Here is a 17,254-nt window from a genome sequence, read left to right as displayed (position 1 = left end):
TTGTATACTTATAAATAAGCCCAATCATGATCTCTCATTGAATTGAAACAGTTCCTAGTACATAACCATATCTGTTAAACTATTAAGTGGTTATTTACTATTTAAAAATTTGTTATTTTAACACTCGTTATTTAAAAACTTGCTATTTAAAAAAAGGTTACATTGCGATGCAGATTTATCTTGCAAGAAATCAGGTTCAAGCGGGACCTTATACTCTTGATCAACTTAATAAAATGCTTGCAACACAGCAAGTTGAACTCAATGACTTGATGTGGCACGAAGGTATGGAACAGTGGCAACGGGTAGGCTCTTTAACCAATGAGACCTACCATTATAACCCTACTGCTTCTGCTACTTCATCTACAAGGGTATCCGTTGCTGAGTTATATGGTAATAATGAACCAGATAAAGCAAAAGCCCCCTTTAAAACAAATCTCTCCCCCTTCAAAAAGCAGAATGAACCTTCACATGTTACAAGAGTACGACCTGATGGTTTAAAGACTACTGTGAATGAATTGGCAAGCATTAGCAGTAGAATTCTGGCTGTTCTAATCGACCAAATACTTGCGATTCTTTGTTTGGTACCATTGTTATCAGGACTTGCATTTGATTTCGATAAAGTACAAGAAGCTGCGCAAGACCCCGCTCTACTTTCTTCACTGATAGAAACAGTTCCTCAGTATTTAACTGCCATGACTGCAATCTTTTTGCTATTGTTATTTTTCGTGCAAATTTTCATGTTAATCAAACGTGGGCAAAGTATTGGTAAACTGGTAACAGGCGTACGTATTTTAGACGTTGAGACTGAAAAGCTTCCGACAGTCACTAATATTGTATTGCTGCGCACAATATTAACTAATTTGGCTTACAATATACCTTACCTTGGTCAGTTCATTTTGATGGCGGATGTATTTATGTTAATTGTCAACAAAAAACGCCGTAGCCTACATGACAAATTAGCTAAAACAATTGTAGTAAAAGCTACCGACGGTCAAATAAACAAAGATTAAATTTTAACATTACGCAAATTGATTGAATTTTATCAATCGATTTGCTATGATACTCGGCTTTAATTACGCATAAAAAATATTCCTTAGTTATGCGCGAATTATATGTTGGCGTAATAAGTTTAACTGAATCACTGACAAAACCATGTTATTAAGTTAAGCATAATGACTAACTGGCTGCTTATTTATTATGTATTATTATTGCCATTTTATCATGCTTGCCGGCTGGATAGTCTCAGATCCATAATGGCAAAAATATATTTGGCTTATACCGTCTACTTTTAAAAGTGATGAGTTATAAGCTTTATTTTATTTTTACTTATAATTTTCATCTATAGGTCAGGTCACATACATTATTGACTTTATATTTTTCAGTACAATTTTACTGAGCCCAATTTAGTAATTTAACTTTATCAAGGAGACATCCGTGGCTAACACTGCACAAGCTCGTAAACGCGTTCGTCAAAATAACGTACGTCGTCAACATAAAGCATCACAACGTTCAATGATTCGCACTTATCTTAAAAAAGTAGATGCTGCTATTGTTGCTAAAGATTTTGAAGCTGCTACTGAAGCTTACAACAAGGCTGTACCAGTTATTGACCGTATGGCTGATAAGGGTGTTATTCATAAGAATAAAGCAGCTCGTCATAAGAGCCGTTATAATGCTGCGATTAAGGCGATTAAAGCGTAACTTAATACTCTAAAAATAAAATGTTATTTTATTAAAACGACTTAGTCTAAAAGCTACTAGACTTAGTTTAAAGCCCCTACACCTTACCAAGGTTTAGGGGCTTTTTTACGATGTGTCATGAGTAGGAAAAAACAAACCATTTAAGATAGCCCGTGGCTATAAAAGCATATAGTATTAAATACAAAAGCGTGAAAATATGATGAAGTAGTGAGGCTAGGCTTTAAGGATACACATTTATATGTATTTATATAATTTTAAAGATAAACATAACATGTTTAAGTTTTACTAAATAATTTATAAAACTTATCGGCCAGCAGCCTAAACGGTAAATAAACTCTGTGCAGACACCGAAAAACTTTTACCCCGCCAAATCAAATTAGCTGTGGATTCGTGGAAAGGTTTTTCATCAAACCATATGAATATACCTTCCATCATTTTCGGCCAATCTTCCCATGTAATGGCATTACTTTGCATCATTACCCCTAAAAATGCGGACAAAAGCGTATCATGGCTCACAGCTAATGATAAATGCCCTGGCTCGGGTTGATTTTCATACAGTAAGTACAGTAAATCAAGCGCACCCTTATTGGCTGGCTTAGTGCTTTCTAAAGAATTTTGCAAAAATGCATTTATAAAGTTAAGCGCACCAATCTCTTTAAATCTAGCGCCTGCTACTTTAGCATCTACTACTAAACTACCTGGCTCAACCAATAGTGACTGATGGATGATAGGCTTCTGAACCCCAGCACCTTCCTGCATTAGCTTAGCAGTATCCACACAGCGACCAATCGGGCTAGCGATACTATGCGCATCCATTGAATAGGATAAATGTTCGTCTAACCATCGACCCCAAGATTTTGCGAGAACCCTCCCTTTTGATGTCAGCGGTAAATTTGCACTAGCAAACCCTTCACCATTAGAACGCTCCCGTAAAGAGTGTCTGGTAAATAAAATCAAGCGCTCATTTTGGAAAGGTAGCTGCTTAACTGAGCTAATCATGCTTTCTGGCAAATGAGCTGGGGCTGGTAGTGTAGGATTATTTATCATTATCAATCTTTACAAGTTGAGCCTCTATATTAGTTGAGCATCTATATTTATTTTACCGTTTTAACCCATAAAAGTATCTAACATTAGACTTTGTGTTTAGATTTTGCATTAAAGTTCACACCTAAGATTGTACAGTGGCATCTTTATAGTGACACTTTGATAGTTACGCATTAAAATTAGCAGATCTAAACTACGCTATTTAAATTTCCACTACTTTTGACCAGTCGAATTTCAATTCAGTTGAGCTAACTTCTCCTGGATAAGCCCGTGGATTTGCGACGACTCTAGTGTATCCAATACGATAATCAAATGCTTCATGAGTATGTCCGTGCACCCAGAGTGCTGGCGCCCAAGGCTCCTGCATCCAGCTTGATAAATCACTAACAAAGGCAGCATTGCTAGGGAATCCTGCATACTTTTCTGATACCGATTTGGGACTAACACTATGATGAGTCATTACCACTACTTTTTTATTATCAGACTTTGACTTTATAAGTGCCTGTTTGAGCCAAGCTCTGTGCTCAGCGTGTATTTGAACCGATATGGCGGGCGAAAACAACCCATCACCTGCATAAATCTGTTTATAATCACGCATAAAAGACATGACTGAATCGAATGTCTCCTCAGAGGCTTGATACTGATAATCTGTCCATAGTGTACAACCCAATATACGAATATTATCAATATCATAACTGGTACATTGCAGTACTTTCAAACCTTTATGTGAATGGTCATCATAGTTATCCCAATTTAATAACTGACTATCAAATGAAAAAACATCCTCAGAAAAGTATTCGTGATTGCCTGCTATCGTTATAATAGGCTTGTCATTAAGTTTAGCCTGATCTTGTAGCCAACCCATCCCTGAATCACTATTTGCAGTATCCCCAGCTACTAAAATGATATCTGCATCAGTTTTAGGAATGCGGCCCTTTGGCATATCTCGTCTAGAGTAACTATCTATGTGAAGGTCGCTTAGTACTTGTAACTTCATAAGACTTTCTTTTTTTTAATTTAATTTATAGGTTATGTGTATTTGATTCATGAACAGCCAATTGCAACTGATTTTTAGAGTTGACGCTTAGATACACTTTTAATGCTTTATTGACTTATACCCTCTAAGATTGACGACAGCTTGTCAGATGGGTTGGCAGCCTGAGTAATTGAACGGCCTATTACTAAATAATCTGAACCATTTTGCATGGCTTGTTGAGGCGTACAAATACGTTTTTGATCATCTGCGGAGTCTTCTATAGTGCGAATGCCGGGCGTTATTAGTTTAAAAGTACTGCCGCAAATATTTTTTAACATTGCTGATTCTTGTGCAGAACACACCACACCATCAAGCCCAGATTCTTTTGTCAATAAAGCCAACCGACGAACTTGTTCATCAACTGTTCGATGGATGCCTATTTGCTCAAGATCCTGCTGTGAACTAGAGGTTAATACCGTGACTCCGATTAATAAAGTATCATGACCTGCATCTATCAAACGCTTTTTAGACTCTTGCATGGCCTTTAAACCACTAGAAGCATGTACATTAACCATCCATACCCCCAAATCAGCAGCCGCAAGAACTGCTTGAGCTGTTGTATTAGGTATGTCATGAAACTTAAGATCTAAGAATAGCTTAAATCCCATCTTATGAAGCTCATGCACTACTACTGGCCCGCATCGCGTAAACAGCTCTTTCCCTACCTTAACGCTACATTTTTTAGGGTCCAATAATTCGGCAACTTGCAAAGCCTCAATTAATGATGTTTTATCTATCGCTACTATAATAGGTGAGTATAGAGTCTTAGTCTCATTACCTTGTAAACTTGTCAGTTGATTTGATTGCGTCACGGTATCTCCCAGCATGAATAAGTCGAGCCATACTTTTAATAACTATCTAACTTTTAATAACTATCTTCTAAATAATAACTAGGATGCACATAAAAAGCACTAAATTAATCAATTTTAAATTTTGAAGCTAAGTTGATATTTAACATTGTTTTTCATTTGCTTGATGTGTTTTACCCTAAAGATATTCTGAGATCCAAAAATTAAAAGCTACATTAAACGACAAAAATGATTAAAAAAAACGACCTCAGTCAGGTCGTTTTAATACTATGTGATTTAATACTATTAGGTTATTTTGATAAATTACAGAGTACAGCACTGTTTGTAGTGTTGTACTGAGCTTAGTAACCCTCTATTATCGGATGACCGTCGAATCACTCGAACGAATGGAAGTATCCGTAGCAGTGGTATTACCTACAACTTGCTCTAATGATTGCCCATTGGCTTGACGATCAATGGTAATATTTGCTTGCTTAAGCTGTTCTTGTAACCGTTTGTTCTCTTTATTTAAACGACCAATCTCCCATTTGTTTTGTAATACTTTGAATAACAATAAAGCAAGTAGCATGCCAATCAGCACGCCAAGGAAGATACAAAGAATGAGCAGTAATCCCAAATTCATAGCTGGAGATTGAGTAAATAGTAAGTTAACCGCAACTTCGCTGCCGTTTACCAACACTAAGCCCAAAGAATAACCAAATATTAAAAATAGTAAGATAATTAAAATAAAACGCATAGTTGCCTCTAGTATACAAATGATTATATCAAGTTTAAAAATTATTATATTAATGCCAATTATAACTTTTTATGGGTAATTACTGCTAGTACTCATTTTATATCAATGGTAAACAATATCGCTCATTTTAGATAAGCACGCTACGCTATTAGCGACAGTACATGATAGACGTTATTAAATCATTGTCAGTGAGTTAAAATTATTTAAAACAATACTGAGCTGGTTTATCACTCCTATAAGTTGATAATTTGGAAAAGTACATTGCAAACTTGATCAGAATATTACCAATATAGGCGTGCAAGTGGGTTATAAAAATTGAGGGTATAATAAGGGTATAAGGCTCGCTATTTAATAAGAGGGCTACTTAGAACATTAATTTAAACCTTTAAAAACAGCTCTACTTGTTAAAAACTACTCTACAATGTAAGTAATAGTTATCAAGCAGGCTTTTTTTTGATACCATGCGGGTTATTTTATATTATCTGCCCCCATATATCAGTGAAGTACCCTATATAGGCTATAAGAATAGACTTAAAGTAACTTATTGTCTTTATAGTAACTTAGTATTTATAGGAACTTAGTCAGATTAAGTGATAGAGGTTTTATCGCATCAGTAGATTTTTGCAGCAATTAACTTTTTTAATTTAAGGAAATATTATGAGCTTATTTATTCAAGCAGCACACGCAGCCCCTGAAACCGGAGCAGCACCTTCAATGATGTTACAGTGGCTATTCCCATTGGTCATTTTTGCAATTTTTTATTTTTTAGTTATTAGACCTCAGTCTAAACGAGCCAAAGAGCATCGCAACATGGTTAACTCATTGACTGTTGGTAGTGAAGTTATTTTTGCAGGCGGCTTAATGGGTCAAATTCAATCTATCGATGGCGATTATGCTGTTGTGGCTTTAAATGATAAAACAAACGTTATGGTACAACGCGCTTCCGTAATTTCTGTACTACCCAAAGGAACTATTGATGGCTTAAAATAGCTATTGATTGCAAACTTTAAAGAAATAGCCTTAAGCGTTTAATATATTGTTTAATATAGTCTAGGCTTTTTGTCCCATATTATTTTAGTTTATATCCAGACTATTCTGTCGTATTGCCTGTAAAGTGTTTACCATGTTATTTAGTTAGTGAATTTTATTGACATAATACAGTCAAATAATTGGATAGTATTTAAACTCTACACCTTACCTTCCTTTAAGTGAAGAAGCGACTATGCATTACCCTGCTTGGAAATATTTTTTAATTATATTCGTCCTTTTCATTTCAGGCCTGTATGCGCTGCCAAACCTTTATCCAGACGAACCAGCTGTTCAGGTTACCAGTGCATCTGCAGGTACACAGCTCGACGAAGCTTTGCTACAAAAATCTCAGCAACTCTTGGATGAATCTGGAATTGCAAATCATAATCCTACTTTTCAAGATAATAGTGCTCTACTGCGTCTAGATAACACAGAAGACCAACTTAAGGCACAGGGGGTATTGCGCCAACAGCTGGGCAATGATTATGTTGTAGCACTCAACTTAGCTCAAACTACGCCAGAATGGCTGCGTAGTATTGGCGCTAAGCCACTCAAGCTTGGATTAGATTTAAGAGGCGGCGTCCGTTTCGTACTTGAAGTTGACATGGATAAAGCCATCGAACAGCGTTTAAAAAGCGCCAGTAGTGATGTCCGCCGTGCTCTACGCAGTGAACGAGTCCCTGTGAAAGGTGTCAGCCCTGCAGATCAAGGCTTAATCCTTCACTTTAGTGATACGAGCAATAGAGACAAAGCGCAACGAATTTTGCAAAGTACACAGGGGCCTCAATTCGATATTCAAGCGATTATGGACGACCAAGGGCCGGGACTTAATCTAAGCTATAACGAAGCGACTTTAGATGAGATTAATGACTATGCGGTAGGTCAAAACTTAACCACTCTGCGCAACCGTATTAGCGAGCTAGGTGTCAGCGAAGCACTGGTTCAGTCGCAAGGTAGCAATCGTATTGTCGTAGAGCTACCTGGCGTTCAAGATACCGCTGAGGCTAAACGTGTGCTTGGACGTACTGCTAACCTAGAGTTTCGTTTGGTAGCAGATGACAATGCTAATTATGCAGGTGGAATACCTCCTGCTGGCACAGAAGCATTTCCCTATATGAGCCTTGATGGTCCGCCTTCACTGCTGAACCGTCAACCCATATTAACGGGCGATAGAGTGCAAGGGGCAACTTCTGGTCTCGATAGTGAATCTGGTACTCCTGAGGTAAATATTACCTTAGATAATGCCGGTGGTAAATTAATGCAAAATGCCACCAAAAACGCAGTTGGCAAACAAATGGCTGTGTTATTTATTGAAAACAAGCAGAAGATTGATTACGCCAAAGATCCTGAAACGGGAGAAACCGTTGAAACACGAACGCCCTATTCGGAAACCAAAATCATCAGTCAAGCAAATATTCAGGCTGTGTTAGGCTCTTCGTTTCGTATTACTGGCCTAGATAGCCCAGCTGAAGCCGCTGAATTAGCGCTACTACTTCGCTCAGGTGCGCTTGCTGCTCCTATGTATTTTGTTGAAGAAAGAACCATTGGTCCATCTTTGGGTCAGAAAAATATTGATGATGGCCTCTTTTCAACACAAATAGGCTACTTGTTAGTATTCGTATTCATGATAGTTTTCTATCGCTTATTTGGTGTGATTGCGAATATCGCTTTAGCTTTTAACTTAATCATTATGGTGGCTGTTCTATCCATTCTTGGTGCAGCACTGACTTTACCGGGTATAGCGGGTATTGTATTAACCATTGGTATGGCTGTAGATGCTAACGTATTGATATTTGAGCGTATTCGTGAAGAGCTAGCTGAAGGCGCACGACCGAAATCAGCAATTGTTTCTGGATTCGATCGTGCATTTAGTAGTATTTTTGATGGCAATATCACGACTCTTTTGGTAGCGATTATCTTATTTTCAATAGGTTCTGGCCCTATCAAAGGTTTTGCGATTACTCTAGCTATTGGTATCTTAAGCTCGTTGTTTACCGCAATTATTGTAACCCGAGCCTTAATACACCTCGTTTATGGCAAACGTAAATCTGTTAAATCATTAAGCATTGGCTAGGAGAAAATAATGGCTAATAATAAATTAAATGGAAATACAACAGATAATACGTCTGAAAACGAGACACCTGTTGACTCAATGGCTACCAGTAACGAGGGTAGGCCTCGCAGAAGACGTAAACCTCGTCGTGACGGCAAAGGCAATAATAGTGTTCGCACTCAGTTAGCCCGTAAAGATGATACGACTCTCGCTGAGCCAATAGACAGTCTTGAGGATGATGCAGCCTTATCTGAAGGTGGCATCAAAGCAGTGGGTAATAAACGTATCATTCCGTTTATGAAGCTTGAAAAACCAATGGCTTTATTCTCAATCATCATGGTTGTAATAAGTTTGGGTGCTCTGTTTATCAATGGTTTAAATCTGGGTCTGGACTTTACCGGTGGTGTCTCAGCTGATGTTGCCTACGAACAACCTGTCGAGCAAACCCAAATTACCGAAACTTTAGAGTCCGCTGGGTTTGAAGATGCTGTTGTTCAGTATCTTGGCAGCAATAAACAGCTATTAGTTCGCCTCCCCCCACAGTCTGATAATGTTGATGGATTAAGTGAAAGCCTTAAAACTGCCTTAGACTTGACTGACAATCAAGCCACAATTAGCAGTGTGAATATCATAGGTAGTCAGGTTGGTGGCGAGGTATATTTAAGTTCGATGATAGCTATCATTACGGCTCTAGTCATGATGATGCTGTATGTTGGGGTCCGTTTTCAGTTCAAGCTCGCAGTTGGTGCTTTAGTTGCCCTGTTTCATGATGCGATTGTTACTTTAGGTATCTTTGCAATATTCCAGTTTCCATTTGACTTAACTGTACTCGCAGCAATTTTAGCGTTAATTGGTTATTCGTTAAACGATACAATCGTCGTTTATGACCGTATTCGCGAGAACTTTAGGCGGGTCCGTGGTGCACCCCCAAGGCAAATTATTGATTTGTCATTAACCGAAACCCTACGCAGGACTATCATGACCGTGTCTACTGTATTGGTTGTCGTTTTAGCTATGTTATTCTTAGGCGGCGCAGGGCTATATTGGTTCTCGGTTGCCTTCTTTATTGGCCTGATTGCAGGTACCTACTCTTCAACTTACATCTCAAGCTCTATCCCATTGGCAATGGGATTATCTAGAGATGACTTCGTGGTAAAAGTAAAACCAGAATTTGAAGAAGAAGTGGTCAGTTTTAATGATCCGAAAGCTTATAACGAATAATTACATTTTACCTACTTAATAACCAAAACCATAAAAAGCACCTTAAAGGTGCTTTTTATGGTTTTGGTTATTAGATGAAGCTCCTCAATCACTATCTAAACGTATCGCTTGCTAAAATTTTACCAGTATTTAATTTGCACTTAATAAAAAGTTTTGCATATGAGTCCATCATCCTCTCGCTCAGCCTCAACATTAGATTTAAGCTACTATCGTATTCTGTCAATAGCCACACCGGTGTTAATTGCCAATCTTGCCATGCCTCTACAAGGGGCAATTGATGTGGCTGTCGTTGGTCATTTTCCACAACAATATAGCCTTGCAGGACTCGGCATAGCCTCACAGCTCTGGCTATTAATTTTAGTGAATTTCAACTTTCTTCAATATGCATCATCGGGTCTGTCATCTCAAGCTGTAGGTCGTCAATCAGCAACCGGTAAATTCTCCTCCGATCTGGAACATATACTTTATCGCTCTATAGGATTAGCCATTATCCTTGCAAGTATTTTATGGCTATTCCAACCGATTCTTATAGACTTTGGGCTTGATTTATTAGGTGCCCAACCCAGTAGTAGACAAGCGGCACAGACCTATATTGAAGTCCGCTATTTTGGCATCGCCTTTGAAATGATGAACTATGCATTTATCGGCTGGTTTGCAGGTCAAGGTAAAACCAAACAAATGATGATGGTACAAGTACTTGTTTCAGTTATTAATATTGTGTTAACCCTGACATTTGTATACTTTTTAGATATGGGTCTTCAAGGTGTAGCACTGGCGACGGTAATTGCCTATGCATTTGGTTGCTTAACAGCTACTTTATTAGCCCGTTATCATATCCACCAAATGCACCAATTTTCTGCCATTAGGTTTAATAGTGATACTACGTCAAAGACTATGCAAAGAACGATGTCAGTATCTACCCAAGAACTTATGCAAGATCAGCCAAATAGCGTAGAAGAGACTGGCCATATTAATAAGCAATTATTATCTATTAGTGGTTTAAAGTCTTTGCAGCAACGCTTATCCACTGTATTTGCATTCGATAAAATGCGTCACTTATTTTCCCTTAATAAAGACATTTTCATTCGTACTCTATTATTGACTTTAAGCTTTGCATGGATTACACGCTTATCTGCACAGCAGGGAGATTTGATCATGGCGACCAATGCCATTTTACTACAAGTATTAAGTATCTCAGCATTCGCTTTAGATGGTGTTGCAGTTGCTGCAGAAAGTTTATCTGGACAAGCAGTAGCCTACAAAGGGAGCAAGTATTTCAAGCTCGCTGTCAAAAATACAGGAATAACTATATTTTGGTTAGCGATTACTTTAAGCCTTATTTGGCTATTGGTATTGCCGTCGTTTTTGGGCCTGATGACAGATTTACAAGCGGTAAATACATTGGCTCTAGATTATCGTTACGTTGCCGCTCTACTGCCATTGATTGGTGCGGGTGCATATTGGTTAGATGGGATTATGTTTGGATTAACCGCAGGATCTAAAATTCGCAAAGTTGCTATTATAGTGGCACTTATATTCTTCCCGCTAACTTGGGCGGTGTACAAAATTTACGGCGCTCGCTATGCAATGCCCGTTATATGGTTTAGCGTCTACTGGTTATTGTTGTCAAGATTCGTTGTTTCCGGTGTTGTGCTATGGCGATATAAGCAGCAGCTTATCTATAAAGAACATTAAAGAGGTTTAAATAGCATTTATATTTAAGCCTTATCTACTTCAGCCCCTTAAGTTTTAAATTAACCTCTTCACAATTACGTTATCAAATATACAAACAAGGCAATCCACTTGCTAGGTTAATCGCCTGTTTTACTCAACATATAGCTGTTTAAATCAAGAATCGATTACTTTACAGCCATACATTCTATTTCCACCTTAGCCCCGAAAGCCAGCTCTTGGGCTGCAAAAGCGGATCTAGCAGGATAGGGTTTATTTAGTTTGGCTTGATATGCTGTATTAAATTCGTCGAAATCATTCATATCAGTTAAAATAACCATACATTTAACCAAATCCGAACTCTGATAACCATAAGTTAGTAAAGTATGATTAATATTATCCAACGCTTGCTCGGTCTCTTTTTTGACACCCCCTTCTACCAGCTTTCCATTCTTAATGCCAAGTTGACCTGACATATATAATGTATTGCCAGCACGCACTGCTGTAGAAAATGGATATTCTCCATTTGTACCATAAAATATAGGCGTGGTTTTACTTGGTATATTACTTGGCAAGGTGCTAGTTTGTTGAGTGGTTACTGCATTACCGGTCGTTGCGGCACTACTTAAACCTAAAACTAAAGTCGCTGTTACCATATATCTAATCATACGTTATCCTCCCAAAACTTACCCATAGCAAAAATATTTAATAGCGAACAAAGCATTTATTGCTGTATGAAAAAACGTAAATCACTGTAAACGACGACACGCCCTAAACTTAACCTTACTTTAGTCATATTTTGGAGTTGGACATTTATTAATAACAACCTATCACACCACATAGCATGAATAAAAAAGCAGAATATAACTCAATAGATAAAGTCATACTCTGCTAATCATTCTAAAAAAAATGCTAAAAGCTGTTTATTAAATTTATAAGAGATTTAGAACAGTTAATGTCACTATTTATTGGCCTTCACCCTCTTGAATACCTGTCATATCGACGGGGGTATCTGAGATAATTTGAACCCCACCCGTCTTTACCTTTGCTTGGTCATTACGTTGTTCCTGTAGATAGTTTAAGTACTCTTCAGTGATATTGCCTGTGATATAGTTACCATCAAATACAGCGCAATCAAACCCTTCGACTGTACTGTGTTTAGTGTCTTGAACCGCATCAATCAGGTCATCTAAATCTTGGAAAATTAGGCGATCTGCACCTATAATCTTACGAACCTCTTCAACAGTGTGCCCAGCAGCAATGAGTTCATGACGAACAGGCATATCAATACCATATACATTCGGGAATTTTACTGGTGGCGCCGCACTGGCAAAAAATACTTTATTAGCACCTGCATCGCGCGCCATTTGAATAATTTCATGACACGTTGTACCACGTACAATAGAGTCATCAACCAATAGAACATTTTTATTTTTAAACTCAAGGGGGACAGCATTTAGCTTTTGACGAACTGATTTTTTGCGCTGTTGCTGCCCAGGCATAATGAAAGTCCGTCCGATATAACGATTTTTCATGAAGCCTTCTCGGTACTTAACATTTAAATTAAGCGCAAGCTCCATCGCTGAAGTACGAGACGTATCAGGTATGGGAATAACCACATCAATATCATGATTCTCGCCCCATTCTTTACGAATTTTTTCAGCCAATTTTTCGCCCATACGTAGGCGGGCTTTATACACCGAAATATTATCGATAATGGAGTCAGGACGGGCAAAATAGACATATTCAAAAATACAAGGTGTGTATTTCTTAGGCTCGATACATTGGCGCGTATGCAGCTGATTCTTAAGATCAATAAATATCGCTTCACCGGGCTTAATATCGCGAACGACCTGAAAACCAGAACCAGTAAGGGCAACCGATTCAGATGCTACCATATACTCAGTACCACCATTCTTAGCAAGCCGCTCCCCATATACCAGTGGACGAATACCGTTAGGATCTCTAAAAGCTATTAAACCTTGACCTGTAATCAGCGCTACTACAGCATATGCTCCTTCAAGACGCTTATACATTGAGCTAATCGCATCAAAAATATCGTCTGGGGTTGGCTGAGTTTTATTCAGTGCCTGTATTTCATGTGCTAATACATTTAACAGTACTTCAGAGTCTGAATTGGTGTTGAGATGTCGCAAATCATCTCGATACAATTCTTTGGCAAGCTCTTCGGCATTGGTTAAGTTACCGTTATGCGCTAGCGTGATACCATAAGGAGAGTTGACATAAAATGGCTGTGCTTCTGCACTGCTTGAAGTGCCAGCAGTTGGGTATCTTATATGCCCCACACCAAATTCGCCAACCAATCGCATCATATGACGCGTCATAAACACATCACGCACCATGCCATTATCTTTACGTAAGAAAAAGCGCCCATCTTTCATCGTAACAATACCGGCAGCATCTTGACCTCGATGCTGTAATACCGTCAAGGCATCATATAAAGTCTGATTAACTGGCTCGTGAGCTGCAACACCAACGACTCCACACATACACTATCCTTTTTAAATTAAGTACTCAATTAATAAAAAGCTATTGATCTATCGCAAAGGAAAACTTACTGTTTAGGTGTATCAATTTGTTGCCAAGCTTCTCCAAACACGGTTTTGACAAAATCAGTAGCAAAGGGTGAATATGGCATTAATTCCGGTGCAATGATAGAGGACTTCCAAAGTGACGTGTTGATTAACATTGGTGCTAATACGCTGAGTAAAACTAAAATGGCAATAAGATTTTTAAAAGACCCTAAAATGCCACCCGCTAACTGATCAACCAGCCCCAATTTAAATCCCTTTATCACACTGGAAATCAATGCGGATATTATTTGCATAAACAACATGACTATCAATACAATAATTAAAAAACCCAATGCCATTTGTAAAACTGGAGACTCAATATATCCGGATAACAGTGGACCTACATCATCTGCAAATCTTGTTCCAGCTACTAAAGCGACAAACCAACCCACCAAGGCAATCGTTGTTCGTACTAAGCCAGCCTGAAACCCACGCCATAAACCAATTAGTACTATTACAGCAATAATAATATCTAATAATCCCATAAGATAAACCACACTACTAATTAGTTATTCCAAAAACATCATTTGAATAATGACATCATCATACCTATGCCTATTTTTTATGGCATAATCAGCGAATCGTGATGACTTGCAATTGACTCAATACATTGCTGTACAAGCTTAGGGCCTTTATATATCATGCCCGTGTATAGTTGAACCATTGTCGCCCCTGCATGCAGTTTACGAACGGCCTTCTCTCCACTGTCGATACCACCTACTCCGATGATTGGCACTCGATCCATCAATCTTTCATGAAATTGCTGTATGATCTGGGTACTGAGATGACTGACAGGTCGTCCCGATAATCCACCCGCTTCATCGCCAAAGCGCAAATCTTCAACCCCTGTTCGACTCAGTGTCGTATTGGTTGCGATTAACCCATCTATCTCGAAATCGATTAATTGTTCAGAAATATAGTCGATTTGATTGACTGTTAAATCTGGGGCAACTTTGAGCATCATAGGAACATAAAATCCATATTCAGTTGCCAATTGGCTGTGTCTATTTTTAATAGTGTCTAATAGCTCTGTTAATGCAGTGCCGCTCTGTAAGTCTCGAAGATTTTTAGTATTAGGAGAGGAGATATTTACGGTTATGTAAGAGGCATGAGGATAGACGCGTTCCAAGCAATAAATATAATCATCAGCAGCATTTTCAACAGGTGTCACTGCATTTTTACCGATATTTATACCTATATTGCCTTTATACTTACAGCTCTGTACCCTTTTAACCAAGTGTTCTACGCCTAAATTATTAAATCCCATACGGTTAATAATTGCGCCGGCTTCTTTAATCCTAAACAAGCGGGGTTTCGGGTTGCCTATTTGAGCCATAGGGGTAACCGTACCTACTTCTATAAACCCAAACCCCAGCTCTGCCAAAGCATCAATATAATCGGCATTTTTATCAAGCCCTGCTGCCAGTCCAACAGGATTGGAGAACTGTAAGCCCATACATTCGGTAGGAAGTGCTTGCTGTGAATAGATATAACCTAGAGTGCGGGATTTATGAGCTTTTTCTAGGAGCTGGAGAGTGAGTTCGTGCGCATGTTCAGGATCAAGATTGAATAAAAAAGGACGAAGTAAGGCGTAGGACATAACGCTGGGTAACCTGTTATTAAGAATAATAAATGCAGACCAGCTGCTCAATTTTAGGATTAACTCAAAACCCAAATTATAACAGTATACTGAATTCAATTCACTGTTCAAATTGTATTATTGGTTAAGAAATAAATATATTAAACAGTTGATTACTGTACAGGACGATTATCCGTCAAAGCAATCCAGCCCCGTACAATACGATAAAGGTGCCATAAGATAGCCGCTACGAAAATAAGCCCTCCAATAATTGCCATGACAATAGAACCTATTGCCACTTCAGAGCTTTCTGCAAAAATACTAATACCCAACCCCCCTAAGCTCATAAATAACAAAGTCGCACCGATTATTCCAAAAATCAAACTATACCAAAACGTTTTAATCTGCCAGTCAAAATGGGTGGCCAACCATGTCCCTTCTGCTTCGCCTCGACGTAAATAATTCATCACAATTGGTACTATCCACAAAAGTCCCGCGCTAAAAAAGCTAACCGCGTATAGTAAATAAGTAATATGATTAAATTTTATTAGAGCATCTTCTTTAGCCTTCTCTAACACAGGTAAATTATTGTTATGGCGTGCCATTTGCGTGTCTGAGGCATTAACCGTGTTAAAGCGTTGATTAAAAACAGACGTTGGCTCATTTTTTAAAGACTCATGCCGCTTGGTCTTTATCTTACGACTATTATCCTGATGATTAGCTGCCATAATTATTTACTCTTATTATGTTTATTATAGATGCAAAACGCCAAAACCAATTAAATTGACTCCGTCATGCATCATGACTTCTGAACTCAGCTACGTAGTCTAACCTTTAATAAGGGCGACTTGTTTTGATTTCCAGTCTTTTTTATCCATATAACTACCAGTGAATTACCATAAGATCGCATAAGGTATTAGGGTATTTTTATAATGAAATGAAACAATACGAGGCGCCATTAAGTTATAAGCTCGGGAAGTTAAAAGCTCGGGTTGAATAGTCATTCTACTTAATCCTGATTTTAATGAAGTAGTGGGTCATTTTAGACGAAAATAGCCAATTGTAGGTTGTGAGTAAAGAGTCTTACATCACATCACAAGTTGCGTCATACATCATTTACTCACAGTTGCCTGAACTTCAATCACTTTCGTATCAGGATTTTGTTGCATATTTAAATTGGTAATCTTGTAGCCCGAATTGACTATTGAACTAATGACATTACTAATAACCCCTTGATTATCTTGCATAAAACCAATCTGAGCATCATCTTGCACCATTAATACTTGAGGATTTGCAACACCAGATTGAGTTAAAATCTGACTCAAATGTTGATCTATGGCTAATGTGTTTTCAGCACTTTTTGAAGGGTCTATATTACTTGACTGGGCACGTAACCAGAAATAATCACTAACGGCTGTCTGGTATTCCTCTTGTTTTTCCATCGCTTTATTGTGTAACGTATATCCACCATATACTCCCAGTAAAAGTACCGTAAATATAAATAGAAACGACAAGGCCAATTGATCACGACTAGATAGAGTCGACCATTTGTTCGCCATAGATTCAAGAAGTTTTGAACTCTTGATCGACATCGACTTAATATTCGATGAAGAGTCAAGGGTCATTGTTGAGGCATCATTTGCCTCACCACTCGATGATATAGCATCCGTTTTTGATACTTTATTGGTACGTTTTATTCGGGACAGAAGTTTAGCCATATTTATTCATACGTTTTCAAATAAGAAGGAGTCAGGCAAAGTTACTTATGTAAAGTGGGTGAT

16 protein-coding genes are annotated in these 17,254 nt (G+C 38.2%); 6 read left to right on the top strand and 10 right to left on the bottom strand.

Features of this window, described 5'->3' with window-relative positions; translation table 11 throughout:
- Positions 1-167: 167 nt before the first annotated feature.
- Positions 168-1,010 (top strand): RDD family protein, encoded by an 843-nt coding sequence (locus AC2SLL_RS07835; protein ID WP_486531134.1) that lies wholly within the window; start codon positions 168-170, stop codon positions 1,008-1,010.
- A gap of 424 nt (positions 1,011-1,434) precedes the next feature.
- Positions 1,435-1,701 (top strand): 30S ribosomal protein S20, encoded by a 267-nt coding sequence (gene rpsT / locus AC2SLL_RS07830; protein ID WP_486531133.1) that lies wholly within the window; start codon positions 1,435-1,437, stop codon positions 1,699-1,701.
- Between the two features lie 318 nt (positions 1,702-2,019).
- On the opposite strand, the gene AC2SLL_RS07825 is transcribed toward rpsT, so the two are convergent.
- The 4 genes from AC2SLL_RS07825 to AC2SLL_RS07810 form a co-directional block, all read right to left on the bottom strand.
- Positions 2,020-2,748, bottom strand: coding sequence for a histidine phosphatase family protein (locus tag AC2SLL_RS07825; protein WP_486531132.1), 729 nt, complete (start codon positions 2,746-2,748; stop codon positions 2,020-2,022).
- 199 nt (positions 2,749-2,947) lie between these two features.
- Positions 2,948-3,742, bottom strand: coding sequence for a metallophosphoesterase (locus AC2SLL_RS07820; RefSeq protein ID WP_486531131.1), 795 nt, complete (start codon positions 3,740-3,742; stop codon positions 2,948-2,950).
- A gap of 107 nt (positions 3,743-3,849) precedes the next feature.
- On the bottom strand, positions 3,850-4,593 hold the full coding sequence (pyrF, locus tag AC2SLL_RS07815; protein ID WP_486531130.1) for an orotidine-5'-phosphate decarboxylase: 744 nt from the start codon (positions 4,591-4,593) through the stop codon (positions 3,850-3,852).
- Between the two features lie 352 nt (positions 4,594-4,945).
- Positions 4,946-5,326 (bottom strand): LapA family protein, encoded by a 381-nt coding sequence (locus AC2SLL_RS07810; RefSeq protein WP_486531129.1) that lies wholly within the window; start codon positions 5,324-5,326, stop codon positions 4,946-4,948.
- Between the two features lie 657 nt (positions 5,327-5,983).
- Between AC2SLL_RS07810 and yajC the strand changes: the two genes are divergently transcribed.
- The 4 genes from yajC to AC2SLL_RS07790 all read left to right on the top strand — a co-directional run bounded on the left by yajC (position 5,984) and on the right by AC2SLL_RS07790 (position 11,324).
- The gene (gene yajC / locus AC2SLL_RS07805) at positions 5,984-6,316 is read left to right on the top strand and encodes a preprotein translocase subunit YajC (RefSeq protein ID WP_486531128.1); all 333 of its coding nucleotides are present in this window, start codon (positions 5,984-5,986) and stop codon (positions 6,314-6,316) included.
- 232 nt (positions 6,317-6,548) lie between these two features.
- Positions 6,549-8,429, top strand: a complete 1,881-nt coding sequence (secD, locus tag AC2SLL_RS07800; RefSeq protein ID WP_486531127.1) for a protein translocase subunit SecD — start codon at positions 6,549-6,551, stop codon at positions 8,427-8,429.
- A 9-nt stretch (positions 8,430-8,438) separates the two neighbouring features.
- Positions 8,439-9,629 carry a protein translocase subunit SecF gene (gene secF / locus AC2SLL_RS07795; RefSeq protein WP_486531126.1) on the top strand — a complete coding sequence of 397 codons (1,191 nt, stop codon included), beginning with the start codon at positions 8,439-8,441 and terminating at the stop codon, positions 9,627-9,629.
- Positions 9,630-9,788: 159 nt separating this feature from the next.
- A complete protein-coding gene (locus tag AC2SLL_RS07790; protein ID WP_486531125.1) occupies positions 9,789-11,324 on the top strand; it encodes an MATE family efflux transporter in 1,536 nt (511 codons plus the stop codon).
- A 164-nt stretch (positions 11,325-11,488) separates the two neighbouring features.
- Here the strand turns inward: AC2SLL_RS07790 and AC2SLL_RS07785 are convergent, their stop codons facing one another.
- The 6 genes from AC2SLL_RS07785 to AC2SLL_RS07760 all read right to left on the bottom strand — a co-directional run bounded on the left by AC2SLL_RS07785 (position 11,489) and on the right by AC2SLL_RS07760 (position 17,191).
- Entirely contained in the window at positions 11,489-11,968 is a 480-nt protein-coding gene (locus AC2SLL_RS07785; RefSeq protein ID WP_486531124.1) for a RidA family protein, read from the bottom strand.
- Between the two features lie 297 nt (positions 11,969-12,265).
- Positions 12,266-13,810 carry an amidophosphoribosyltransferase gene (gene purF / locus AC2SLL_RS07780; RefSeq protein ID WP_486531123.1) on the bottom strand — a complete coding sequence of 515 codons (1,545 nt, stop codon included), beginning with the start codon at positions 13,808-13,810 and terminating at the stop codon, positions 12,266-12,268.
- A gap of 65 nt (positions 13,811-13,875) precedes the next feature.
- Complete coding sequence (locus tag AC2SLL_RS07775) at positions 13,876-14,379, bottom strand: CvpA family protein (RefSeq protein ID WP_486531122.1); 504 nt, start codon at positions 14,377-14,379, stop codon at positions 13,876-13,878.
- A 77-nt stretch (positions 14,380-14,456) separates the two neighbouring features.
- Complete coding sequence (locus AC2SLL_RS07770) at positions 14,457-15,494, bottom strand: quinone-dependent dihydroorotate dehydrogenase (protein WP_486531121.1); 1,038 nt, start codon at positions 15,492-15,494, stop codon at positions 14,457-14,459.
- 152 nt (positions 15,495-15,646) lie between these two features.
- Complete coding sequence (locus AC2SLL_RS07765) at positions 15,647-16,201, bottom strand: DUF4870 family protein (RefSeq protein WP_486531120.1); 555 nt, start codon at positions 16,199-16,201, stop codon at positions 15,647-15,649.
- 384 nt (positions 16,202-16,585) lie between these two features.
- Positions 16,586-17,191 (bottom strand): type II secretion system protein GspM, encoded by a 606-nt coding sequence (locus tag AC2SLL_RS07760; protein ID WP_486531119.1) that lies wholly within the window; start codon positions 17,189-17,191, stop codon positions 16,586-16,588.
- Between the last annotated feature and the right edge of the window lie 63 nt (positions 17,192-17,254).

The organism is Psychrobacter sp. CX97 (assembly GCF_057396285.1).
The sequence above is the reverse complement of the archived record's forward strand: the minus strand, read 5'-3'. Positions and strand labels throughout refer to the sequence as shown.

Bases quoted from the DNA above. Each gene is read 5' to 3' on its own strand.
- AC2SLL_RS07835 (WP_486531134.1), top strand. From the start codon at position 168: ATGCAGATTTATCTTGCAAGAAATCAGGTTCAAGCGGGACCTTATACT.
- AC2SLL_RS07825 (WP_486531132.1), bottom strand. From the start codon at position 2,748: ATGATAAATAATCCTACACTACCAGCCCCAGCTCATTTGCCAGAAAGC.
- AC2SLL_RS07820 (WP_486531131.1), bottom strand. From the start codon at position 3,742: ATGAAGTTACAAGTACTAAGCGACCTTCACATAGATAGTTACTCTAGA.
- AC2SLL_RS07810 (WP_486531129.1), bottom strand. From the start codon at position 5,326: ATGCGTTTTATTTTAATTATCTTACTATTTTTAATATTTGGTTATTCT.
- yajC (WP_486531128.1), top strand. From the start codon at position 5,984: ATGAGCTTATTTATTCAAGCAGCACACGCAGCCCCTGAAACCGGAGCA.
- secD (WP_486531127.1), top strand. From the start codon at position 6,549: ATGCATTACCCTGCTTGGAAATATTTTTTAATTATATTCGTCCTTTTC.
- secF (WP_486531126.1), top strand. From the start codon at position 8,439: ATGGCTAATAATAAATTAAATGGAAATACAACAGATAATACGTCTGAA.
- AC2SLL_RS07790 (WP_486531125.1), top strand. From the start codon at position 9,789: ATGAGTCCATCATCCTCTCGCTCAGCCTCAACATTAGATTTAAGCTAC.
- AC2SLL_RS07785 (WP_486531124.1), bottom strand. From the start codon at position 11,968: ATGATTAGATATATGGTAACAGCGACTTTAGTTTTAGGTTTAAGTAGT.
- purF (WP_486531123.1), bottom strand. From the start codon at position 13,810: ATGTGTGGAGTCGTTGGTGTTGCAGCTCACGAGCCAGTTAATCAGACT.
- AC2SLL_RS07775 (WP_486531122.1), bottom strand. From the start codon at position 14,379: ATGGGATTATTAGATATTATTATTGCTGTAATAGTACTAATTGGTTTA.
- AC2SLL_RS07770 (WP_486531121.1), bottom strand. From the start codon at position 15,494: ATGTCCTACGCCTTACTTCGTCCTTTTTTATTCAATCTTGATCCTGAA.
- AC2SLL_RS07765 (WP_486531120.1), bottom strand. From the start codon at position 16,201: ATGGCAGCTAATCATCAGGATAATAGTCGTAAGATAAAGACCAAGCGG.
- AC2SLL_RS07760 (WP_486531119.1), bottom strand. From the start codon at position 17,191: ATGGCTAAACTTCTGTCCCGAATAAAACGTACCAATAAAGTATCAAAA.